Consider the following 18,048-nt stretch of genomic DNA (forward strand, 5'->3'; position numbering starts at 1 on the left):
CTTCAACGGCGCCCGAACGGGTGGCTCTGCGGGATGCCACGGTTGGCGGTTTGCGGGCGTTGCGCGGCGCTCAGGCGCAAGTGCAGGCGCAGCAGGTCGGCAGCGATCTCCATTTGCCCGCGCTCGATGTGCGCGATGATTTGCAGGTGCTCGCGCAAGGCTTCCTGCAAGCGGTGCACGCTGACCGATGGCAGCAGGTTCGGCAGGCGTCGCAGGCTCTGGTGCTGGAGCAGGGCGTCGCCGATGAAACGGTTGCCGCAGCTCTGGGCCAGCAGTTCGTGGAAGCTGATATCCAGCTCGCGGAACTGCTGGATGTCGAAGTCTTCCACCGGGCGTGCAAGCAGGGTTTGCATGGCGCTGCGCAGCAAGGCCAGGCGTTGCGGATCGGCGTTGAACTGCCCGCTGAGCAGGGCTTCAGGCTCGAGAATCAGGCGGAACTTCAGGCTTTCTTCCAGCGCGGCAAGGCTGTTCAGTGAGGGCCGAAACAGCCAGGACTGGCCGGGGCCGCGTTCAATCGCCTGGCTTTCGCTCAGTTGTTGCAGGGCTTTCTGCGCCGCCGGCCGGCCGATGTCGTACCGGCGCATCAACTCGCTGATGCTGATGCTGTCGCCCAGGCGCCCGGCCATGCGGTCGCGCAGGACCGAGGCGGCCAGCTCTTCTTCTTCGGCCTGGGGCAGGGCGGCGTTGAACGCCTGGCCGGCGGGGGCCGCGATCAGGCGATAGCCCTTGCCGGCTTCATGGCTCAGCAGGTTTTCTTCCAGCAGCACTTTGAGGGCGCCACGAATCAGGGTGCGCGAGACCTGAAAGGTGCGCGCCAGTGCCTGCTCGGCCACCGGGTCACCGGCCACCAGCCCGGTTTCCTGGGTGTGTTCCAGGATCCTGCGGGCCAGTTCCAGGTGGTTGGTGCGGGGTTTTTTCTCGGCTGTTGTGCTCAAGCGTTTTATCTCGGTTCGGTCGCTTCGGACTCAGGCGCTCATCTTATGCCATGCGCCGCTCAATCGTCAGGCGCAGAAAAAAAGCGTTGACATCTTTTGATGCTGGTCCTAATTTCTAAAAAAAAACACATGTAGTCGTTTCTCGTTTTGCCGTACTGCCTTCGAAAAAACAATAAACAATCGTCGGGTGAGTATCATGAGAAAGCTGAAAGACGTGCTGTGCGTGGGGTTGGCCGTTTCCCTGGCGATCGCTACACAGGCTGCAAGCGCGAAAGACATGGTGATTTCCATCTGGGACGGCTACATGGCCCCGGATGCGCTGGACAAGTTCAAGGCGGCCAGTGGCGTCGATGTCGACAAAGCCTTGCACGCCACCAACGAAGAGATCATGGGCAAGCTCATGGCGTCTGGCGGTGAAGGGTACGACGTGGTCTTCGTCTCCTCGCCCTTCGCCGAAGTCCTGCACAAGCAAGGCCTGCTGGCCGACATCGATCCGGTCAAGGTCCCCAATCTCAAAAATCTATACCCCGAAGCCACTCACCTGGAATACGACCCCGGCAACCATTTCTCGGTGCCTTACACCTGGGGCACGACGGGTATCTGCTATCGCGCCGACAAGGTGACCCCGGCGCCGCAAAGCTGGAACGACCTGCTCAACCCCAGCGACGCGCTCAAGGGCAAGGTCACGATGCTGGCCACCGACCGCTGGATGCTCGGGGCCGGTTTCCTCGCCAAGGGCTGGTCGGTCAACGACAGCGACCCCGGCCAGATCGCCGCCGTACGCGATCAACTGATCGCCACCAAAAAACGCATCCTCGCCTTTGACGACACCACCTTCTATTCCAAGCTCGCTTCCGGCGAATCGCTGATGGCGCACGCCTGGGACGGTTGGTGCAACTACGGCACCCAGGCCAACGCGGCGATCAAGTTTGTCGTGCCCAAGGAGGGTTCCGACCTGTGGGTGGACACCATGGTCGTGCTGAAAAGCTCGAAGCATCAGGACGAGGCGTTCAAGTTCGTCAACTTCATGCTGGCCAAGGAAAACCACATCTGGGTCGCCGAAAACATCCTCTACAAAATCCCCAACCTGGCCGCAATGGCCGGTTTGTCCGCTGACCTGCTCAAGCAATACCCCAACCTGACCATCGCTCCGAGCGAACTGGTGAAGATGGAGCAATTGCGTGACCTGGGCGGCACCACGCAGAAGGCCTACACCCGGGCCGTCACCGAAATCATGGCGGCACAGAACTAAGCCCCGCACAACGCAAGCCGCATCGAACCGAGGCATGTCCTGCATGCCTCGCCACGCTCGCAAGCCGCCTCGGTCCTGAGGCGGGAGGATATGGGTAATGAGTGCTTTGCATGCTGACAGGCGTCTGTCGGCCTGGCTTCTTGCGCCCGGCTTCGGCTGGCTGCTGACTTTTCTGGTGATTCCTTGCTTGCTGGTGCTGGTCTACAGCTTCGTCGAACGCGGTGCTTATGGCGGTATCGATTGGTTGTTCACCTGGGAAAACTACCAGCGCGCATTTGATCCGCTGTACCTGAGCATCCTGCTCAAATCGGCAAAAATCGCCGGTCTGGCAACGGTCTTCGCGGTGCTGATCGGCTACCCGGCGGCTTACGCCATTGCCCGTGCGCCACGGCGTCGGCAAGCGGTATTCCTGTTTCTGGTGATGCTGCCGTTCTGGAGCAACTACCTGATTCGCACCTACGCCTGGATCGTCCTGCTCAACCGTGAAGGCCTGATCAATCGCCTGCTGCAACTGTGCGGCTACAGCGGTGAACCCATCAGCCTGCTGTACACCGAAGCGTCGGTGGTGCTGGGGCTGGTCTACAACTACATCCCGTTTGTGATCCTGGCGATTTTCTCTTCCCTGTCGCGGATCAACAACGAACTCTGGGACGCCTCCAAAGACCTCGGTGCTTCGGGCTGGATGACCTTTCGCCGGATCATCCTGCCCCTGAGCGTGCCCGGCATTGCCGCCGGCGCGGTGTTTGTCTTCGTCCTCAGCATCGGCAATTTCATCACCGCCGATTTGCTCGGCGGCAAGCAGGTGCAGATGGTCGGCAACCTGATCTACTCGCAGTTCCTGACCGCGCGGGACTGGCCGTTCGGCGCGGCGCTGAGCTTCTTCCTGATCGCAATCATGCTGGTCCTGTTGTTCATCCAGGCACTGGTGGCCCGTCGTGCCGAAGGGGGCCGCCCATGAGTCGATCACCTTCCGTTGGCGGCAGCGTCCTCAATGCGCATCTGGGGCTGGTCTACGCCTTCCTCTATGTGCCGATCCTGGTGTTGATCCTGCTCTCGTTCAACAAGTCCGGCTTGCCCACCGCCTGGGGCGGGGTGTCGCTGAAGTGGTATGCGGCGCTGGCGCACAACTCGGCGATTTTGTCGGCGGCGCTCAACACCCTGATCGTGGCGCTGTCGGCGACCTTCATTGCCTGTGTGCTCGGCACCTTGCTGGCACTGGGCATCGAGATGCGTCGCAAGGGCGATGACAAGGGGCAGGTGGTCGACACCTTGTTGATGGCGCCGATGATCATCCCCGACATCGTCCTGGCCATCGCGCTGCTGAGCTTCTTCAACCTGCTCAAGGTCGGGCTGGGGCTGCACTCGATCATCATCAGCCACGCGGTGTTCAACATCGCCTTCGTCTGCGCCGTGGTGCGCACCCGCCTCAAGCATTTCGACTATTCGATTCTCGAAGCCTCGATCGACCTCGGCGCGAGCTGGTTCACCACCTTTCGCCGGGTGCTGTTGCCGGCGATTTTTCCCGGTGTGCTGGCCGGTGGTTTGCTCGCGTTCACCCTGTCGGTGGACGAATTCATCATCGCCTTTTTCAACTCGGGATCCGGCCAGGCCTCGACCACGTTACCGATGCAGATCTACGCCATGATCCGTTTTGGCGTCACCCCGGAAATCAACGCCCTGGCGACGCTGGTGATGCTGGTCAGCATCACCGCGTTGCTGGCTTCGCAGCGTCTCAACAAGGCTCCTCGCACCCATGAATAATTCATCTGCGGTACTGATCCTGGACAAGGTCAGCAAGTCTTATGGCAACGGCCTGGCCGTCGACGAGGTATCGCTGAACATCCGCGAGAACGAGTTCTTCGCCCTGCTCGGGCCGTCCGGCTGCGGCAAGACCACGCTGCTGCGCATGCTCGCCGGTTTCGAGACGCCCAGCGGTGGCTGCATTTACCTGGACGGCAAGGACATCTCGCCGCTGCCGGCCAACAAGCGTCCGTTGAATTTGATGTTCCAGTCCTATGCGCTGTTTCCCAACATGACCGTGCGCAAGAACATTGCCTACGGCCTGGAAATGGAACGTCTGCCGGAAGCGGAAATCCGCCGCCGGGTCGACGAAGTGCTGGGCACCGCGCAACTCGGGGAGCTGGCCGAGCGCAAGCCCGATCAGTTGTCCGGTGGCCAGCGTCAACGGGTCGCCCTGGCACGGGCGCTGGTCAAGCGTCCGCGGGTATTGCTGCTCGATGAGCCACTGGGCGCGCTGGATAAAAAGCTGCGGGAGAAAATGCAGCTGGAGCTCAAGCGCCTGCAACTCGAAAGCGGCATCACCTTCATCATCGTCACCCACGACCAGGAAGAAGCGCTGGTGATGTCCGATCGCATGGCGGTGCTCGACGGCGGCAAGGTCTGCCAGTGCGGCAGCCCGAGCGAACTCTACGAGAACCCCAACAGCCGCTTCGTCGCCAACTTCATCGGGGTCAGCAACCTGTTTGAAGGCGTGCGTTCGGGCGAGCGTTCGGTGCGGGTCAACGGCCAGGAGCTGGTGGTCGAGACCGACGTACCGCTGGTGCCCGGTCAATCGGTGGCCCTGGTGGTGCGCCCGGAACGTTTGCAAGTGTTGACCGAAGAGGCCGGCACCTGCGCCAACCAGGTCAGCGGCAAGATCGTCGAAATCGCTTACCACGGCCTCGACACCAATGTGCACGTGCAGACGGGCCTCAGCGACAAGGCCCTGATCGTTCGCGTGCCGTCCTCGCAATTTGAATTCGCCCGTTTCGCAATCGGTACGACCATCCGCTTGGGCTGGCAGCCTCGCCATGCCCGTGTGTTGACGCGCTGAACAATAAAAAGACCAGGCAGGAGTATCTCTCGATGAAACAGAAAGTGATCGCCTTCTTTCCGGAAGCCGCTTATGGCCCGGCGCTGAACTCGGTCGGTATCGCCCAGGCCTGCGAAGCCCTGGGCCACAAGGCGGTGTTTCTCACCGACCCCGGAATGAGCGGCGTGTACGCCGGCTACGGGTTTGAAGAACACATGGTCAACATGTCGGCACCGATGCCCCCCGAGGACATGGCGCGTTACTGGGTCGACTTCATCAACGGCCACATTCCCAACTTCCGCAAGTCGCCGCTGGAGCAGATCGACAACTACGTGAAGGAGTGCTGGGCCGCCATCGTCGAGACCGCCAAGTGGGCGCAAAAGGACCTGCCGGCGGTGCTGGACAAGGTCAAACCCGACTTGATCTGCGTCGACAACGTGATCCTGTTTCCGGCGATCAAACAATACGGCAAGCCGTGGGTGCGGATCATTTCCTGCTCGGAGAACGAGATCGAAGACCCGGATATCCCGCCGCACCTGTCGGGCATGAGCATCGACGACAAGGCCGGGCATGCACAATTTCGCCAGCGTTTCGAAGAGGTGGTCGGGCCGATCCACGACGACTTCAACCAGTTCCTGCAAGCCCACGGCGAGCAGCCCTATCCGCTGGGGACCTTCTTCGAAGCCTCGCCTTACATGAACCTGCTGCTGTACCCGGACGCGGTCAAGTTCGAGCGTCGCCATCCGCTGCCGGCCGAGCGTTTCCATTACCTGCAAGGCTGTGTGCGGCACGACACTCACTATGAAATTCCAACGTTCCGCGCCCACAACGACAAGCCGTTGCTCTACGTCAGTTTCGGCAGCCTCGGTTCCGGTGATGTCGACTTGCTCAAACGCTTGATTACCGCCGTGGGCCAGCTGCCGTATCGCGCACTGTTCAATGTCGGCGAGCACCTCGATGAGTACCCGGACCTGCCGGACAACGTGCAGATCTCCAACTGGTTCCCGCAGCCTTCGGTGATTGCCCAGGTCGATGCGGTGATCCACCACGGCGGCAACAACAGCTTCACCGAGTGCCTGTTTTTCGGCAAACCGGCGATCGTCATGTCGTACGTCTGGGACGGCCACGACAACGCCATGCGCGCCGAGGAAAGCGGCCACGGCTTCAAGCTCGACCGTTACCAGTGGACCGAAGCGCAATTGGCGGAAAAACTCGCCGCGTGCCTCAACGACGAGGCCATGCGCCAACGCCTGCAGCGCACCAGCGCACAGATGCAATCACGCAAGGGGCCGGCCGACGCGGCCGCCATTCTCGACAAGGTGCTTAACGATGCCTGATTCATCCACCACGGCGGGATTCACGCCGTACCTCGAAGCCGTCAGCACTCGCACCGACCTGGTGGACTGGGGCGTGCAGAGTGACGCCGTCGAAGGTGTCTCGCATTCCAGCGGCCGCCTGCTGTTCAAGGGCCCGAACAACAGCCCGGAAACCGGGCTGTGGGTCTGCACGCCGGGTCGCTGGCGGCTGGCGATTCCCCGTGACGAGCTGTGCCATTTCATCGCAGGCGCGGCCACGTACCGCCACGACAATGGCGAAGTGATCGAGGTTCGCCCCAACACCCTGGTGCTGTTCCCGGCCGGCTGGACCGGCGAATGCCACGTCCGGGAAACCCTGCGCAACGTCTACATGCTGGCCTGAGCCTGTGACCTCTGTAGGAGCGAGCAAGCTCGCTCCTACAGTTGCCAGGCGTTAACCCTTTTTTTATTGGAGAAGATTTATGACCACCCCGTTTCTGTACAACCCGCTGGACATCACCGAAGTCAAAGACTGGGGCGTGATCCCGACCATGCTCGAAGGCGAGTCCCGTGTCTCGGGCGTGGTGCTGCACAAAGGTCCCGAAGGCCAGTCCGAATGCGGTGTGTGGATCTGCACGCCGGGCAAGTGGTTTTGCCATGTCACCAGCGACGAGTTCTGCCATTTCCTCGAAGGCCGCTGCACCTACGTGCATGAGTCCGGCGAAGTGATCGAGATCAAACCCGATACGGCGGCCTTCTTCCGCAAGGACTGGAAGGGCGTGTGCACCGTCCACGAGACCGTGAAAAAGGTCTACATGATCCGGTGAATGCCATGACAGATGCACTTGCGTCATTGCCCACCCGTGAGCACCAGCGCGCCGCCTTTCTGGCGCGCGCCGGTTACGCCGGGGCGTCGTTGGTCGCGTTGCCGGCCGACGCGTCGAGCCGGCGATATTTTCGCCTGGAAGGGGCCGGTTTGTTGCTGATGGATTCACCGCCCCACAGCGAGCCGATTGGCCCCTTTGTCCGGATTGCCCGTCAATTGCACGGGCTGGGATTGTCGGCGCCGGCCCTGTTGCAGGTCGATGAAGAGGCGGGGCTGGCGTTGATCGAGGATTTCGGTCACGACACCTACACCCGCTTGCTGGCGGCCGGGTACCCGGAGCGCGAGTTGTATCGCCTGGCGGTTGATGCGTTGGTGGCGTTGCATGGCTCGGCGCCAGGCGCGGAGCTGGCGGCCTACGACGCCCGGCAATTGAGCGACGAGTGCGCGTTGTTCATCGACTGGTATGCGCCGTTGTTGATTGGCAAGGAGGCGGCGCAGGCTTTGCGCGAGTCGTATCTGCAGCAGTTTGCCGATGCCTTTGCCGATGTCGCGCAACGTCGCGAAGCGCTGGTACTGCGCGACTTTCACGTCGACAACCTGATGCTTCTGCAAGGCCGCGAAGGCGTCGCGGCCTGTGGTCTGCTGGATTTCCAGGACGCGCTGGTGGGCGCTGCGGCGTACGACTTGATGTCGCTGCTCGAAGACGCTCGCCGCGACATGTCCGAAGGGCTGCGCGTGGCGTTGCTCAGCCATTACCTGGTGCAGCGCCCGGAACTCGACGCCGCGCGTTTTCTTGAGGATTACCGGCGACTGGCCGCCCAGCGTCACGCCAAGGTGCTGGGGATTTTCGTGCGCCTGGCCGGACGCGATGGCAAGCACGGCTACCTGGCTCACCTGCAGCGTACCCTCGGTCTGTTTGTTCGAGCGCTGAACGCCGAAGCCCTGGCGCCGCTGCGCGAGTGGCTCGACCTGCACTTGCCGGGCTGGCGCGAGCCTTTGCCCGCCGCGACCCTGGCGGCACTGCGCGAAACCCCTTATCGATTGGTTCAAGGATCATCCCATGGCCACGTTCAACACTGACACCGCCTCACGCTTCATCAACGCCGAATACCTGCCACTGACCAGCGCGCGCGTGCGCCAGGTGCTGGACCCGGCGACCCTGCAACCGGTCGGGCAAGTCGGCCTGTGCGACGAAGCCGATGTGCAGGCGGCCATCGATGCCGCAACTGCCGCGCAAAAACACTGGCGCCTGGTCGATGCGAAAAGCCGCGCCGCACGCCTGCATCAACTGGCCAATGCGATTGAGCAGGACGTCGCCTGCAACCGTGAAGTCGCACGCTTGATGACCCTGGAAATGGGCAAGCCGTTTCCCGAGGCCATGGGGGAGCTGGCCAACTGCGCGCCGATCTTTCGCTATTACGCGGAAATGGCCCGGGACGATGCGGGCAAGGTCGCCGGCACCACGCAGATCGGTTCTTTCCAGCATGTGCGCTATGAGCCCTACGGCGTCAGCGTGCATATCATGCCGTTCAATTTTCCGATTCTGCTGATGTGCTGGACGGTTGCCGCCTCGCTGGCGGCGGGCAACGCCTGCATCGTCAAGCCGGCGGAAGCCACGACCCTGTGCACCCTCAAGTTCATGGAGCATTTCACCTCACTGCTGCCGGGGCTGATGTCTTGCGTGCCGGGCGATGCCGCCACCGCGCAGTTACTGGTGAAATCAGCGCAGACCCACGCGGTGGCCTTTACCGGCAGCGTCGCCGCCGGCCAGGCTGTTGCAGTGGCGTGCGCGCAGCAGATGAAACCCTGTGTGATCGAAGCCGGGGGCAGCGACCCGTTGATCATCTCCCGACACGCGCCGCTGGAGGTGGCGGCTGCGGGCGCCGTGACTGCGGCATTCCATCTGAGCGGACAGATCTGCACCTCGGCGGAACGCTTCTACGTGGTCGATGAGATCCACGACGAGTTTGTCGCGAAGTTTGCCGAGCGCACCCGCGCCTTGCGCATCGGCCATGGCCTGGAGCGTACGGAAATCGGGCCGATGGTCAGCGAGGCGGCGCGCGACAAGGTCATGCGCCTGGTCGACGACGCCCTGGCCAAGGGCGCGACGCTGGTTTGTGGCGGGCGTACACCGCCACAGCACAGCGTCGGCTGGTTCTATGAACCGACCATTCTGACCGGCGTCACCGGTGACATGGCGATCCTTAAGGAGGAGTGTTTTGGCCCGGTGGCGGCGATCTGTCGTGTCAGCGATTTCGACGAAGCGGTGCGCTTGGCCAACGACTCGCCGTTCGGCCTGGGTGCTTCGCTGTTCACCACCGACCTTGCCGAAGCGATGGAGGCCGCCGATCGCCTGGAGTCGGGGATGGTCTGGGTCAACAACCCGCTGATCGACAACGACGCGCTGCCGTTTGGTGGCTGGAAGATGTCCGGCCTGGGGCGCGAGTTGGGACGCCAGGGACTGGAAGCGTTCCGCCGCTCGAAAATGGTCATCATCGATCATCAGCCGAAGATCCAGGACTGGTGGTATCCGTATGCCGACGATGTGTTCTATCGCGATCCGGCGTGAGGCGTTGACGCATTGGGGGGATTTGTCATGAGGGACAACGTTGGATGGCCGACCCTGGCGGTGATTCTCGCCGCCGGGCAGGGCACTCGCATGCGCTCGCCGCTGCCGAAAGTCATGCACGCGGTGGGCGATCGGCCGCTGCTCGGCCATGTGCTGGCGGCGGTCGAGGCCGCCGGCATCGGGCAGGTGGCGGTGGTGCTCGGTGCGGGTGGGCCTGTGGTGGCCGACTATCTGCGGCAGGCGGCACCGACCGCGCGGCTGTTTACTCAGCATGAGCAGTTGGGGACCGCCCACGCGCTGCTCGCCGCCCGTGGAGCCTTGCAGGCCCACGAGCAGGGCTGTGTGCTGGTGCTGTTCGGAGACTCACCGCTGATCAGTGCGCAGACGCTCTCGCGGTTGCGTCAGGCGTTGATCGATGGCGCGGCGGTGGCGGTCGCCGGGTTTCACACCGATCAGCCTGGACCCTACGGACGCTTGCTGGTGGAGGACGGCCATTTGCGGGCGATCCGCGAGGCCAAGGATGCCAGTGCAGAGGAGTTGCAAGTCAGCTTCTGTAACGGCGGGGTCATGGGCCTGCGCGCCGACAGCTGTCTCTGGCTGCTGGAGCGCATCGGCAAGCAAAACGCCCAGGGCGAGTATTACCTGACCGATGTCGTGACCGTGGCCAACGGTGCCGGTTTGCCGGTGACGGCGGTGGAAGTGGAGGAGGACGATGTGCGCGGGGTCAATGACCGCGAACAACTGCTCGCCGCCGAACGGATTTACCGGCAGCGCCAGGCAAACCTGTAGGCGCGGGCCGCCTGGGCCTTCGCTACGACTTCGTGCGGATGCCGGGCAGTCACTGCCGGGCGCTGATGACCCCGAGGAACCGGCCAATCACCAGCGTCAGCAAAATCAGCGAAGCCTGAACTCAGGCCTTGACCCAGCGCTGGCGGCTCCAGCTGCTCAGCGAGTCGACGGCGAACACCAGCAACAGCATGGCCAGAATCACCGTGCTGGCCTGCGCTTCCTGGAACAGGCTGAGGCTGACATACAGCATCTGGCCCAACCCGCCTGCACCGACGAAACCCAGCACACTGGCCATACGGATATTGTTCTCCCAGCGGTACAGGATGTAGGCCAGCAGTTGCGGCAGCAGGTTGGGCAGGGTGCCGTAACAGAACGCCCACAGCGCATTGCCGCCTTGCAGGCGAATCGCTTCGGCCGGTTGCGGCGGGGTGTTTTCCAGGGCTTCGGCGAACAGGCGACCGAGTACGCCGGTGGTGTGCAGCGCCAATGCCAGGGTCCCGGCGTTCGGGCCGAGCCCGGCGGCCAGCACCATCAGCGCCGCCCATACCAGCTCCGGCACCGCGCGCAGGGCGTTGAGCAGCAGGCGCGAGGCGCTTTTGAACGGCCAGCCGAAGCGCCCGGCGGCGGGCAATGCCAACAGCAGGCCGAACACGGCCGCGAGCAGGGTGCCCAAGGCCGACATGGCGATGGTTTCCAGGGCACCACGGCCGATGGCTTGCAGGTGACCGGCGCTCAGGTCCGGGCTGAGAAATCGCTGCGCGTAGGCGCCCATCTGTTTCAGATTGCCGCTGGCGCCCAATTCGCCGAGGTCGATGCCCAGGTAGCTGAATGAAGCAACGATGGCGGCGCCGATGCCGAAGAGCAGCGCCAGATTGATCAGGCGGTTCATGCCAGCCTCCAGCGCAGCAGGCGGCTGAGTTGATCGGCGAGCAGGACCAGCACGAGGAACGTCAGCAACAGGCTGGCGACTTCACCGCTGGCGAACATGCGCAGCGACAGATCCATCTGCTGGCCCAGGCCACCGGCCCCGACGAACCCCATCACTACCGAAGCGCGAATCGCGCATTCCCAGCGATACACCGTGTACGACAGCAACTCCGCCGCGACATTGGGCAAGATCCCGTAGGCAAACGCCGCGAGCCGGCCACTGCCCGCTTGCAGCAGCGCGTGGGCCGGGCGCTGGTCGACCGACTCGAAAATCTCCGCGTAGACCTTGCCGAGCATGCCGCTGTAGGTGATGGCGATGGCCAGCACCCCGGCCGTGGGGCCAAGGCCGACGGCACGCACGAACAGCAGGGCCCAGACGATTTCCGGCACGCTGCGCAGGAAGATCAATAACCCGCGCACCGGCCAGCGCAGCAGTTGAGCCCAGGGACTCGGGCGTCCGGCACGGGACGCCGCCGACAGCGACAGCGCCCGGCTGGCCAGCAGGCTGGCGGGGACGGCCAACAGCAAGGCCAGGGCCATGCCCGCCGTGGCGATGGCCAGGGTCTGCAAGGTCGCTTGCACCAATAGCTGAAGGAATTCTTCGCCATGGGCCGGAGGCCAGAAGGCGGAGACGAAACGGCCTATTTCGCTCTGGCTGTCACCCGCCAGCAGCACGCTCAGGTCCAGCTCGCTGAAATGGATGCCCGGCCACAACAGGGCAATCGCCAGCAGGCCGAGCAGCAGGCGCGGCCAGGCGGCGGGGTCGCGGTTGTCACGCGTCAGCATCGGGGTATCTGCACGCTCAAGGGCGGCGGAGCAACCGGGGAAAATTGCAGTTGCTCGTTGGCGTAGAGCCTGTCGAGGAGGTCGCGGTCGACCTGGCTGGCCGGCAGGTCGAACAGGATTTGCCCGTCGCGCAAGCCGATGATCCGAGAAAAGTGCGCCAGCGCCAGTTCCACCGCATGCAGGCTGGCGACCAGGGTGACGTTGTGTTCGCGGGCATGACGGCAGAGGACCGAAAGCGTGTGCTCGGCCAGCACCGGGTCCATGGCCGACACCGGCTCATCGGCCAACAGCACTTCCGGCGCTTGGTACAACACGCGGGCAATGCCCACGCGCTGCAGCTGTCCACCGGACAATTGCTGGCACTGCGCGAACAATTTGTCGCCCAGGTCCAGCCGGGTCAACGCCGCGCGAGCGCCGGGAATGTCCAGCGGATGCACCAGGTTCAGCAGGCTTTTGCCCAGGCCCCACTGACCGATTTTCCCGGCCAGTACCGCCGTGACCACGCGCTGGCGGGGCGGCAGCGGGGGCGCTTGATGCACCAGGCCGATGCGCGCGCGCAGGCGCTGACGCTGCCGGGAAGACAGCTGCCAGGCGTGCTCGCCCAGCACCTGCAGTTCACCGCTGTTGGGTCGCAGCGCGGTGGCCAGCAGGTTGAGCAGGCTCGACTTGCCGGCGCCGGACGGGCCGATGATAGCCACCTGTTCGTTGGCGCCAATGTGCAGGTCCAGGCCCCGCAAGGCATGGACGCCGTTGCCGTGGGTCAGGCTGACGGCACTCAAGTGCAATGTCATTTGAGCAGGTCGGCGGCGCGTGCGGCTTCCTCGATGCCCTTGTAGTTCTCGGGATTGGTTTCGATGAAGCGGCTGGCGGCTTGCAGGTCGAGAATCTCCTTGTCCGCCGGTTTCGCCGGATCGAGGGCGAGGAAGGCGGCCTTGATCTTCGCCGCGAGGGCCGGGTCAAGGGTTCCGCGCACGGTCCAGTTGTAATCGAAGTAGGCCGGTGTGGTGGCAAACACCCTGACCTTGTTGGTGTCGACCTTGCCGGCCGCCACCAGTTTTTCCCAGACGCTGGCATTCAACACCCCGGCGTCGACCTTGCCGGCCTGGACCCAGGCCACCGTGGCGTCATGGGCGCCGGAGTAGCCGACGCGACTGAACCAGGTTTCCGGCTTGATGCCATCCTTGAGCATGAAATAGCGCGGCATCAGGCTGCCCGAGGTCGAGGACACCGAACCGAAGGCAAAGCTCTTGCCCTTGAGATCGGCCAGGGATTTGACGGCCGGGTCGGCGGTGATGAATTTGCTGGTGAACTGGGCGTCCTGCTCACGCTGTACCAACGGGATGGCGTTGCCGGTTTTCAGGCGAGCCTGCACGAACGTGAAACCACCGAGCCAGGCCAGATCGATGCGGTCGGTGGCCAGCGCCTCGACCACCGCCGGATAGTCGCTGACCGGCACGAACTCGACCTTCATCCCCAGCTGCTGCTCCAGATAGGCGCCCAGTGGCTTGAACTTGCGCAGCAGTTCGGTCGGGGCTTCGTCAGGAATGGCGCTGACTTTCAAGGTGTCAGCGGCCTGGGTCAGCAGGGTGCAAACAGACAGGGTCAAACCGACGGCCAATGCCAGGGTACGCTTGAGCATGGAGGTTCTCCGGTGCATTAACGGAAGAGTGACGATGCGCCCTTCGCCAGCCAGTTGCTGCCGGGCGCTTTGTGAGGGTAGACGAATCGAAACGAGAGGAGGGCGAACCTACAGAGCGACGGCCATCCGGTCAAGGCCCGGAAAACGTGCGATTCCTGCAGGAGCCGGCGTCAGACACCGGCAGAAGATGCAACATCAAGGTTGACTGACCCGCCCTCATCGTCGGAACGCCGCCCGGAGCCGGCTCGCTCCTACAGACGGCCGTGGAACGCCGCGTCGAAAATTTCCGCTGCGCCGGCCCGGGTGATCGGCAGCGGGTTGCCGCCAGCCGACGGGTCGACGATGGCCATGTCCGCGATCAGGTCGGCTTGTTTGTCGTCCACCCCCAATTCAAACAGGGTGTGGGGCACGCCGATGTCCTTGCGCAATTTGAGGACGAAGGCCAGGAAGCTGTCGAAACCCGGGGAAGGCAAACGCAAATAAGCGGCCAGGCGGGTGATGCGTTCTTCAATGGCCGGGCGATTGAATTTCAGCACGTAGGGCATCAGGGTGGCGTTGGTCATGCCGTGGTGGGTGTCGTACAGCGCTCCGATCGGATGGGCAAGGGCGTGCATGCCGCCCAGGCCTTTCTGGAAGGCGGTGGCGCCCATCGCTGCGGCCGCGAGCATTTGCCCGCGCGCGTCGAGGTCCGAAGGGGTGTGCACGGCCCTCACCAGTGCGTTGGTCACCAGGCGCATGCCTTCGACCGCGATGCCATCGGCCATCGGATGAAAACCGGGGGCGCAATACGCTTCCAGACAATGGGCCAAGGCATCCATGCCAGTACCGGCGGTGACTTTGGCCGGCATGCCGACGGTCATGACCGGGTCGCTGATGACCACGCGGGGCATCATTTTCGGATGGAAGATGATGCGTTTGGTGTGGCTCGCCTCGTCGATGATCACCGCCGCACGGCCCACTTCAGAACCCGTGCCCGCCGTGGTCGGCACCGCGATGATCGGGGCAATGCGGCTTTCATCGGCGCGGGTCCAGTAGTCGCCGATGTCTTCGAAATCCCAGACCGGGCGGGTCTGGCCGCTCATGAACGCAATCAGCTTGCCCATGTCCAGGCCGCTGCCACCGCCGAAGGCGATCACCCCGTCGTGATTGCCGGCGCGCCAGGCATCGAGCCCGCCGGCCAGGTTGGCTTCGACCGGGTTGGGCTTGAGGTCGCAGAACAGCGCCACACCGAGGCCATCGGCGCGCAGGGCATCGAGGGCCGCCGTGGTGATCGGCGCTCGCGCCAGGCCACTGTCGGTGACCAGTAACGGTCGCTGGATCCCCTGGCTGCGGCAGACCTCGGCCAGCTCGGTGATGCGGCCGACGCCGAAGCGAATGCTCGTGGGGTAGTTCCAGTTTCCGGTCAGGCTCATGGCTCAGATCTCGTGGCGCAAATGGAAGGATTTGGCGCGGGTCAGGTGTTCGTAGCCCAGCCGCGACAAGGTCACGCCGCGCCCGCTGTTCTTCACGCCGGTCCAGGCCAGGGCCGGGTCCAGGTAATCGCAGCGATTCATGAACAGGGTGCCGGTGTCGATCTCGTTGCCCAGGCGTTCGGCGGCGGCGAGGTCCTGGGTCCAGATTGAGGCGCTGAGCCCGAACTCGCTGTCGTTCATCAAGGCGATGGCTTCGTCGTCACCGGACACCGGCATGATGCCGACCACCGGACCGAAGCTTTCATCGCGCATGACGGACATGTGATGGGTGACATCGACCAGCACCTGCGGCGCAAGATAGGCACTGCCCGGCACATCGGCGGCAAAGGCCAGTGGATCGATCAGTGCCTTGGCGCCCTGGGCCATTGCTTCGGCGATCTGGGCGCGCACGAAGACCGCCGCGCCGGGCGTCACCAGCGGACCGAGCGTGGTGGCCGGGTCCAGTGGATTGCCCAGCACGTACTGGCGGGTCAGGTCGGCGAAGCGCTCGATAAAGGCCGGGTAGATTTTTTGATCGACATAGATGCGTTCCACGGCGCAGCAGCTTTGCCCGGAGTTGAAAAAGCTGCCGTCCACCAGGTTCTCTACCGCATGATCGAGATGGGCGTCGGCCCGCACGTAGGCCGGGTCCTTGCCACCCAGTTCCAGGCCCATGCCGAGGAAGCGTCCCGTGGCCGCGCTTTCCATGGCCCGGCCGGCTTCCACCGATCCGGTGAAATTGACCTGCTGCACTTGACCGCCGGCAATGATCGCGGCGGTCTGGTCATGGTCGAGCAACAGGTTCTGGAACAGCCCTGGCGGCAGTTGGGCGCGACCCATGGCGGCGGCGAATCGTTCGCCCACCAGCAGGGTTTGTGAAGCGTGTTTGAGGATGACGGCGTTGCCGGCCATCAACGCCGGGATAATCGTGTTGACGGCGGTGAGGTAGGGGTAATTCCAGGGCGCGATCACCAGCACCGTGCCCAGTGGTTCACGTTTGATCAACCGGCGAAAACCGGCGATGGGCGTGGGTTCAACCGCTGCCAGGGCCTGCGGCGCAATGGCGATCATGTAGCGTGCGCGTTCCTCGAAACCCCGCAGCTCGCCCGCGCCAAAACGCACCGGACGGCCCATTTGCCAGGCCAGCTCCGGGACGATCTCGTCTTTCATGGCCAGCATCGCGTCCACCGCCGCGCTGCAAAACGCCGCGCGTTCGCTCAGTGGCCGGCGTTTCCATTGCGCCTGGGCGACTTGGGCGGCGGCCAGGGCCTGTTCGATCTGTGCCGCATCGGCATAGGGGCGCTCGGCGTAAACCCGGCCATCGACCGGTGAGATCAGTTGAATCGTCGAAGACATGTCGGTCTCAATAGCGCTCGAAGCCGCGCTGCAATTCCCAATCGGTCACCCGCCGGTCGTACTCTTTCTGTTCCCATTCGGCGGTGTGCACGTAGTGGTCGATCACTTCATCACCGAAGGCTTCGCGCAACATGCTCGAGCCCTGGAGGGCGGCACTGGCTTCGCGCAAGGTCTTGGAGACTTCGGGCAGTTGCTCGTCGAGATAGGCATCACCCTCGAAGGGTGGGGCGAGGTCGAGCTTCTCATCGATCCCCGCCAGCCCGGCCGCGATCAACGCGGCGAAGGCCAGGTAGGGGTTGAGGTCGGCGCCGCCAATGCGGCATTCGATGCGAATGGATTTGCTGCCCTCGGCACACAGGCGAAAGCCTGCGGTGCGGTTGTCGCGGCTCCAAACCGCTCGGGTCGGTGCAAAGGTGCCTGCCTGAAAGCGCTTGTAGGAGTTGATGTAGGGCGCGAGAAAACAGGTGATGTCGTTGGCATATTTGAGCTGCCCGGCCACCCAGGAACGCATCAGTTTCGACATGCCGAACTCGGCCTTGGCATCGTAGAAAAGAGGTTTTTTGGCGTTCTTGTCCCACAGGGAATTGTGGATGTGGCTGCTGGAACCGGCGGCGTCATAGCGCCACTTGGCCATGAACGTGATCGCCTTGCCTTGCAGTTGCGCGATCTCCTTGCAGGCGTGCTTGATGATGACGTGATGGTCGGCCATGGTCATGGCATCGGCGTAACGAATGTTGATTTCTTCCTGGCCCGGTCCCCATTCGCCCTTGGAGTTTTCCACGGGAATGCCGGACGCCTGCAGGTGCTTGCGAATCGCCCGCAGCACCGGCTCTTCGCGGGTGGTCTGCAGGATGTTGTAGTCCTCGATGTAGTGACCGGCGGTTTTCGGCTTGTGGTAGTTGCGCTTGTGGATGGCTTCATAGCTTTCGTCGAACAGGTAGAACTCCAGCTCCGAGGCGAACATCCCGGTGTAGCCGCGCTCGCGCAGGCGCTCGACCTGCTTTTTCAGGATCGCCCGGGGGCTGTGCGGCAGGTCCCGTCGATGGTGATGGTCGAGCACGTCGCAGAGCACCAGCGCCGTGCATTCAAGCCAGGGCACCCGACGCAAGGTGCTCATGTCGGGCTTGAGCACAAAGTCGCCATAGCCCTTGCTCCAGCTGGCGGCGGCATAACCGGGCACCGGCTCCATGTCGATGTCGTCGGCGAGCAGGTAATTGCAGCAGTGGGTTTCTTCATGGCCGCTGTCGATGAAAAACTCGACCTGGAATCGCTTGCCGACCAGTCGCCCCTGCATGTCGACCATGCACACCAGGACGGTGTCGATTTCGCCGGAGGCGGCAGCACGCTTGAGTTCGTCAAAACTGAGGAGAGGCTCGGTCATCACGGCAAGTCCTGCGCAAATGGTGTTGGG

At 63.5% G+C, this 18,048-nt stretch carries 18 protein-coding genes and 1 pseudogene; 11 read left to right on the plus strand and 8 right to left on the minus strand.

All coding sequences use genetic code 11. The features are described from left to right. Positions 1–2 precede the first annotated feature (2 nt). On the minus strand, positions 3–935 hold the full coding sequence (locus tag ACX3YF_RS20985; protein ID WP_458974191.1) for a GntR family transcriptional regulator: 933 nt from the start codon (positions 933–935) through the stop codon (positions 3–5). A gap of 196 nt (positions 936–1,131) precedes the next feature. Between ACX3YF_RS20985 and ACX3YF_RS20990 the strand changes: the two genes are divergently transcribed. The 11 genes and pseudogenes from ACX3YF_RS20990 to ACX3YF_RS21040 all read left to right on the plus strand — a co-directional run. Beyond that, on the plus strand, positions 1,132–2,187 hold the full coding sequence (locus tag ACX3YF_RS20990; RefSeq protein ID WP_448646886.1) for a polyamine ABC transporter substrate-binding protein: 1,056 nt from the start codon (positions 1,132–1,134) through the stop codon (positions 2,185–2,187). A gap of 97 nt (positions 2,188–2,284) precedes the next feature. Further along, a complete protein-coding gene (locus ACX3YF_RS20995) occupies positions 2,285–3,145 on the plus strand; it encodes an ABC transporter permease (RefSeq protein ID WP_052193571.1) in 861 nt (286 codons plus the stop codon). After that, on the plus strand, positions 3,142–3,948 hold the full coding sequence (locus ACX3YF_RS21000) for an ABC transporter permease (protein WP_047530223.1): 807 nt from the start codon (positions 3,142–3,144) through the stop codon (positions 3,946–3,948). Before ACX3YF_RS20995 ends, ACX3YF_RS21000 begins: the two co-directional genes overlap by 4 nt. Next, complete coding sequence (locus ACX3YF_RS21005; protein ID WP_130207073.1) at positions 3,941–5,020, plus strand: ABC transporter ATP-binding protein; 1,080 nt, start codon at positions 3,941–3,943, stop codon at positions 5,018–5,020. The genes ACX3YF_RS21000 and ACX3YF_RS21005 overlap by 8 nt, the downstream gene beginning before the upstream one ends. Positions 5,021–5,052: 32 nt before the next feature. After that, positions 5,053–6,336, plus strand: a complete 1,284-nt coding sequence (locus ACX3YF_RS21010; protein WP_448646885.1) for a nucleotide disphospho-sugar-binding domain-containing protein — start codon at positions 5,053–5,055, stop codon at positions 6,334–6,336. Further along, positions 6,329–6,697 carry a cupin domain-containing protein gene (locus tag ACX3YF_RS21015; RefSeq protein ID WP_103404351.1) on the plus strand — a complete coding sequence of 123 codons (369 nt, stop codon included), beginning with the start codon at positions 6,329–6,331 and terminating at the stop codon, positions 6,695–6,697. The genes ACX3YF_RS21010 and ACX3YF_RS21015 overlap by 8 nt, the downstream gene beginning before the upstream one ends. Before the next feature lie 79 nt (positions 6,698–6,776). Beyond that, positions 6,777–7,121: a cupin domain-containing protein gene (locus ACX3YF_RS21020; RefSeq protein ID WP_130207079.1), complete on the plus strand. Its 345-nt coding sequence runs from the start codon at positions 6,777–6,779 to the stop codon at positions 7,119–7,121. 5 nt (positions 7,122–7,126) lie between these two features. Continuing rightward, the gene (locus tag ACX3YF_RS21025) at positions 7,127–8,200 is read left to right on the plus strand and encodes an aminoglycoside phosphotransferase family protein (protein WP_448646884.1); all 1,074 of its coding nucleotides are present in this window, start codon (positions 7,127–7,129) and stop codon (positions 8,198–8,200) included. Beyond that, positions 8,181–9,689 carry an aldehyde dehydrogenase family protein gene (locus ACX3YF_RS21030; RefSeq protein WP_130207083.1) on the plus strand — a complete coding sequence of 503 codons (1,509 nt, stop codon included), beginning with the start codon at positions 8,181–8,183 and terminating at the stop codon, positions 9,687–9,689. Before ACX3YF_RS21025 ends, ACX3YF_RS21030 begins: the two co-directional genes overlap by 20 nt. A gap of 27 nt (positions 9,690–9,716) precedes the next feature. Beyond that, complete coding sequence (locus tag ACX3YF_RS21035; protein ID WP_448646882.1) at positions 9,717–10,478, plus strand: NTP transferase domain-containing protein; 762 nt, start codon at positions 9,717–9,719, stop codon at positions 10,476–10,478. Between the two features lie 2 nt (positions 10,479–10,480). Continuing rightward, positions 10,481–10,597: pseudogene (locus ACX3YF_RS21040) on the plus strand (RES domain-containing protein); the annotation flags it as partial. 2 nt (positions 10,598–10,599) lie between these two features. Here the strand turns inward: ACX3YF_RS21040 and phnE are convergent. The 7 genes from phnE to ACX3YF_RS21075 form a co-directional block, all read right to left on the minus strand. Next, the gene (phnE, locus tag ACX3YF_RS21045) at positions 10,600–11,367 is read right to left on the minus strand and encodes a phosphonate ABC transporter, permease protein PhnE (protein ID WP_198132769.1); all 768 of its coding nucleotides are present in this window, start codon (positions 11,365–11,367) and stop codon (positions 10,600–10,602) included. After that, on the minus strand, positions 11,364–12,191 hold the full coding sequence (locus ACX3YF_RS21050) for a PhnE/PtxC family ABC transporter permease (RefSeq protein ID WP_130207087.1): 828 nt from the start codon (positions 12,189–12,191) through the stop codon (positions 11,364–11,366). Before ACX3YF_RS21050 ends, phnE begins: the two co-directional genes overlap by 4 nt. Further along, positions 12,185–12,982 carry a phosphonate ABC transporter ATP-binding protein gene (locus ACX3YF_RS21055; protein WP_288097962.1) on the minus strand — a complete coding sequence of 266 codons (798 nt, stop codon included), beginning with the start codon at positions 12,980–12,982 and terminating at the stop codon, positions 12,185–12,187. The genes ACX3YF_RS21050 and ACX3YF_RS21055 overlap by 7 nt, the downstream gene beginning before the upstream one ends. Then, on the minus strand, positions 12,979–13,830 hold the full coding sequence (locus ACX3YF_RS21060; RefSeq protein ID WP_130207091.1) for a putative selenate ABC transporter substrate-binding protein: 852 nt from the start codon (positions 13,828–13,830) through the stop codon (positions 12,979–12,981). The genes ACX3YF_RS21055 and ACX3YF_RS21060 overlap by 4 nt, the downstream gene beginning before the upstream one ends. A gap of 251 nt (positions 13,831–14,081) precedes the next feature. Then, on the minus strand, positions 14,082–15,242 hold the full coding sequence (locus ACX3YF_RS21065; protein ID WP_458944916.1) for an iron-containing alcohol dehydrogenase: 1,161 nt from the start codon (positions 15,240–15,242) through the stop codon (positions 14,082–14,084). Between the two features lie 3 nt (positions 15,243–15,245). Further along, entirely contained in the window at positions 15,246–16,637 is a 1,392-nt protein-coding gene (locus tag ACX3YF_RS21070) for an aldehyde dehydrogenase family protein (protein ID WP_458974192.1), read from the minus strand. 7 nt (positions 16,638–16,644) lie between these two features. Continuing rightward, positions 16,645–18,018, minus strand: a complete 1,374-nt coding sequence (locus ACX3YF_RS21075; protein ID WP_130207097.1) for a glutamine synthetase family protein — start codon at positions 18,016–18,018, stop codon at positions 16,645–16,647. Positions 18,019–18,048: the final 30 nt, after the last annotated feature.

It is taken from the genome of Pseudomonas fluorescens group sp. PF-69, assembly GCF_054481235.1.

Bases quoted from the DNA above. Each gene is read 5' to 3' on its own strand.
- ACX3YF_RS21000 (WP_047530223.1), top strand. From the start codon at position 3,142: ATGAGTCGATCACCTTCCGTTGGCGGCAGCGTCCTCAATGCGCATCTG.
- ACX3YF_RS21065 (WP_458944916.1), bottom strand. From the start codon at position 15,242: ATGAGCCTGACCGGAAACTGGAACTACCCCACGAGCATTCGCTTCGGC.
- phnE (WP_198132769.1), bottom strand. From the start codon at position 11,367: ATGAACCGCCTGATCAATCTGGCGCTGCTCTTCGGCATCGGCGCCGCC.
- ACX3YF_RS21015 (WP_103404351.1), top strand. From the start codon at position 6,329: ATGCCTGATTCATCCACCACGGCGGGATTCACGCCGTACCTCGAAGCC.
- ACX3YF_RS21030 (WP_130207083.1), top strand. From the start codon at position 8,181: ATGGCCACGTTCAACACTGACACCGCCTCACGCTTCATCAACGCCGAA.
- ACX3YF_RS20995 (WP_052193571.1), top strand. From the start codon at position 2,285: ATGAGTGCTTTGCATGCTGACAGGCGTCTGTCGGCCTGGCTTCTTGCG.
- ACX3YF_RS21055 (WP_288097962.1), bottom strand. From the start codon at position 12,982: ATGACATTGCACTTGAGTGCCGTCAGCCTGACCCACGGCAACGGCGTC.
- ACX3YF_RS20990 (WP_448646886.1), top strand. From the start codon at position 1,132: ATGAGAAAGCTGAAAGACGTGCTGTGCGTGGGGTTGGCCGTTTCCCTG.
- ACX3YF_RS21010 (WP_448646885.1), top strand. From the start codon at position 5,053: ATGAAACAGAAAGTGATCGCCTTCTTTCCGGAAGCCGCTTATGGCCCG.
- ACX3YF_RS21025 (WP_448646884.1), top strand. From the start codon at position 7,127: ATGACAGATGCACTTGCGTCATTGCCCACCCGTGAGCACCAGCGCGCC.
- ACX3YF_RS21020 (WP_130207079.1), top strand. From the start codon at position 6,777: ATGACCACCCCGTTTCTGTACAACCCGCTGGACATCACCGAAGTCAAA.
- ACX3YF_RS21075 (WP_130207097.1), bottom strand. From the start codon at position 18,018: ATGACCGAGCCTCTCCTCAGTTTTGACGAACTCAAGCGTGCTGCCGCC.
- ACX3YF_RS21035 (WP_448646882.1), top strand. From the start codon at position 9,717: ATGAGGGACAACGTTGGATGGCCGACCCTGGCGGTGATTCTCGCCGCC.
- ACX3YF_RS21050 (WP_130207087.1), bottom strand. From the start codon at position 12,191: ATGCTGACGCGTGACAACCGCGACCCCGCCGCCTGGCCGCGCCTGCTG.
- ACX3YF_RS21060 (WP_130207091.1), bottom strand. From the start codon at position 13,830: ATGCTCAAGCGTACCCTGGCATTGGCCGTCGGTTTGACCCTGTCTGTT.
- ACX3YF_RS21070 (WP_458974192.1), bottom strand. From the start codon at position 16,637: ATGTCTTCGACGATTCAACTGATCTCACCGGTCGATGGCCGGGTTTAC.
- ACX3YF_RS21005 (WP_130207073.1), top strand. From the start codon at position 3,941: ATGAATAATTCATCTGCGGTACTGATCCTGGACAAGGTCAGCAAGTCT.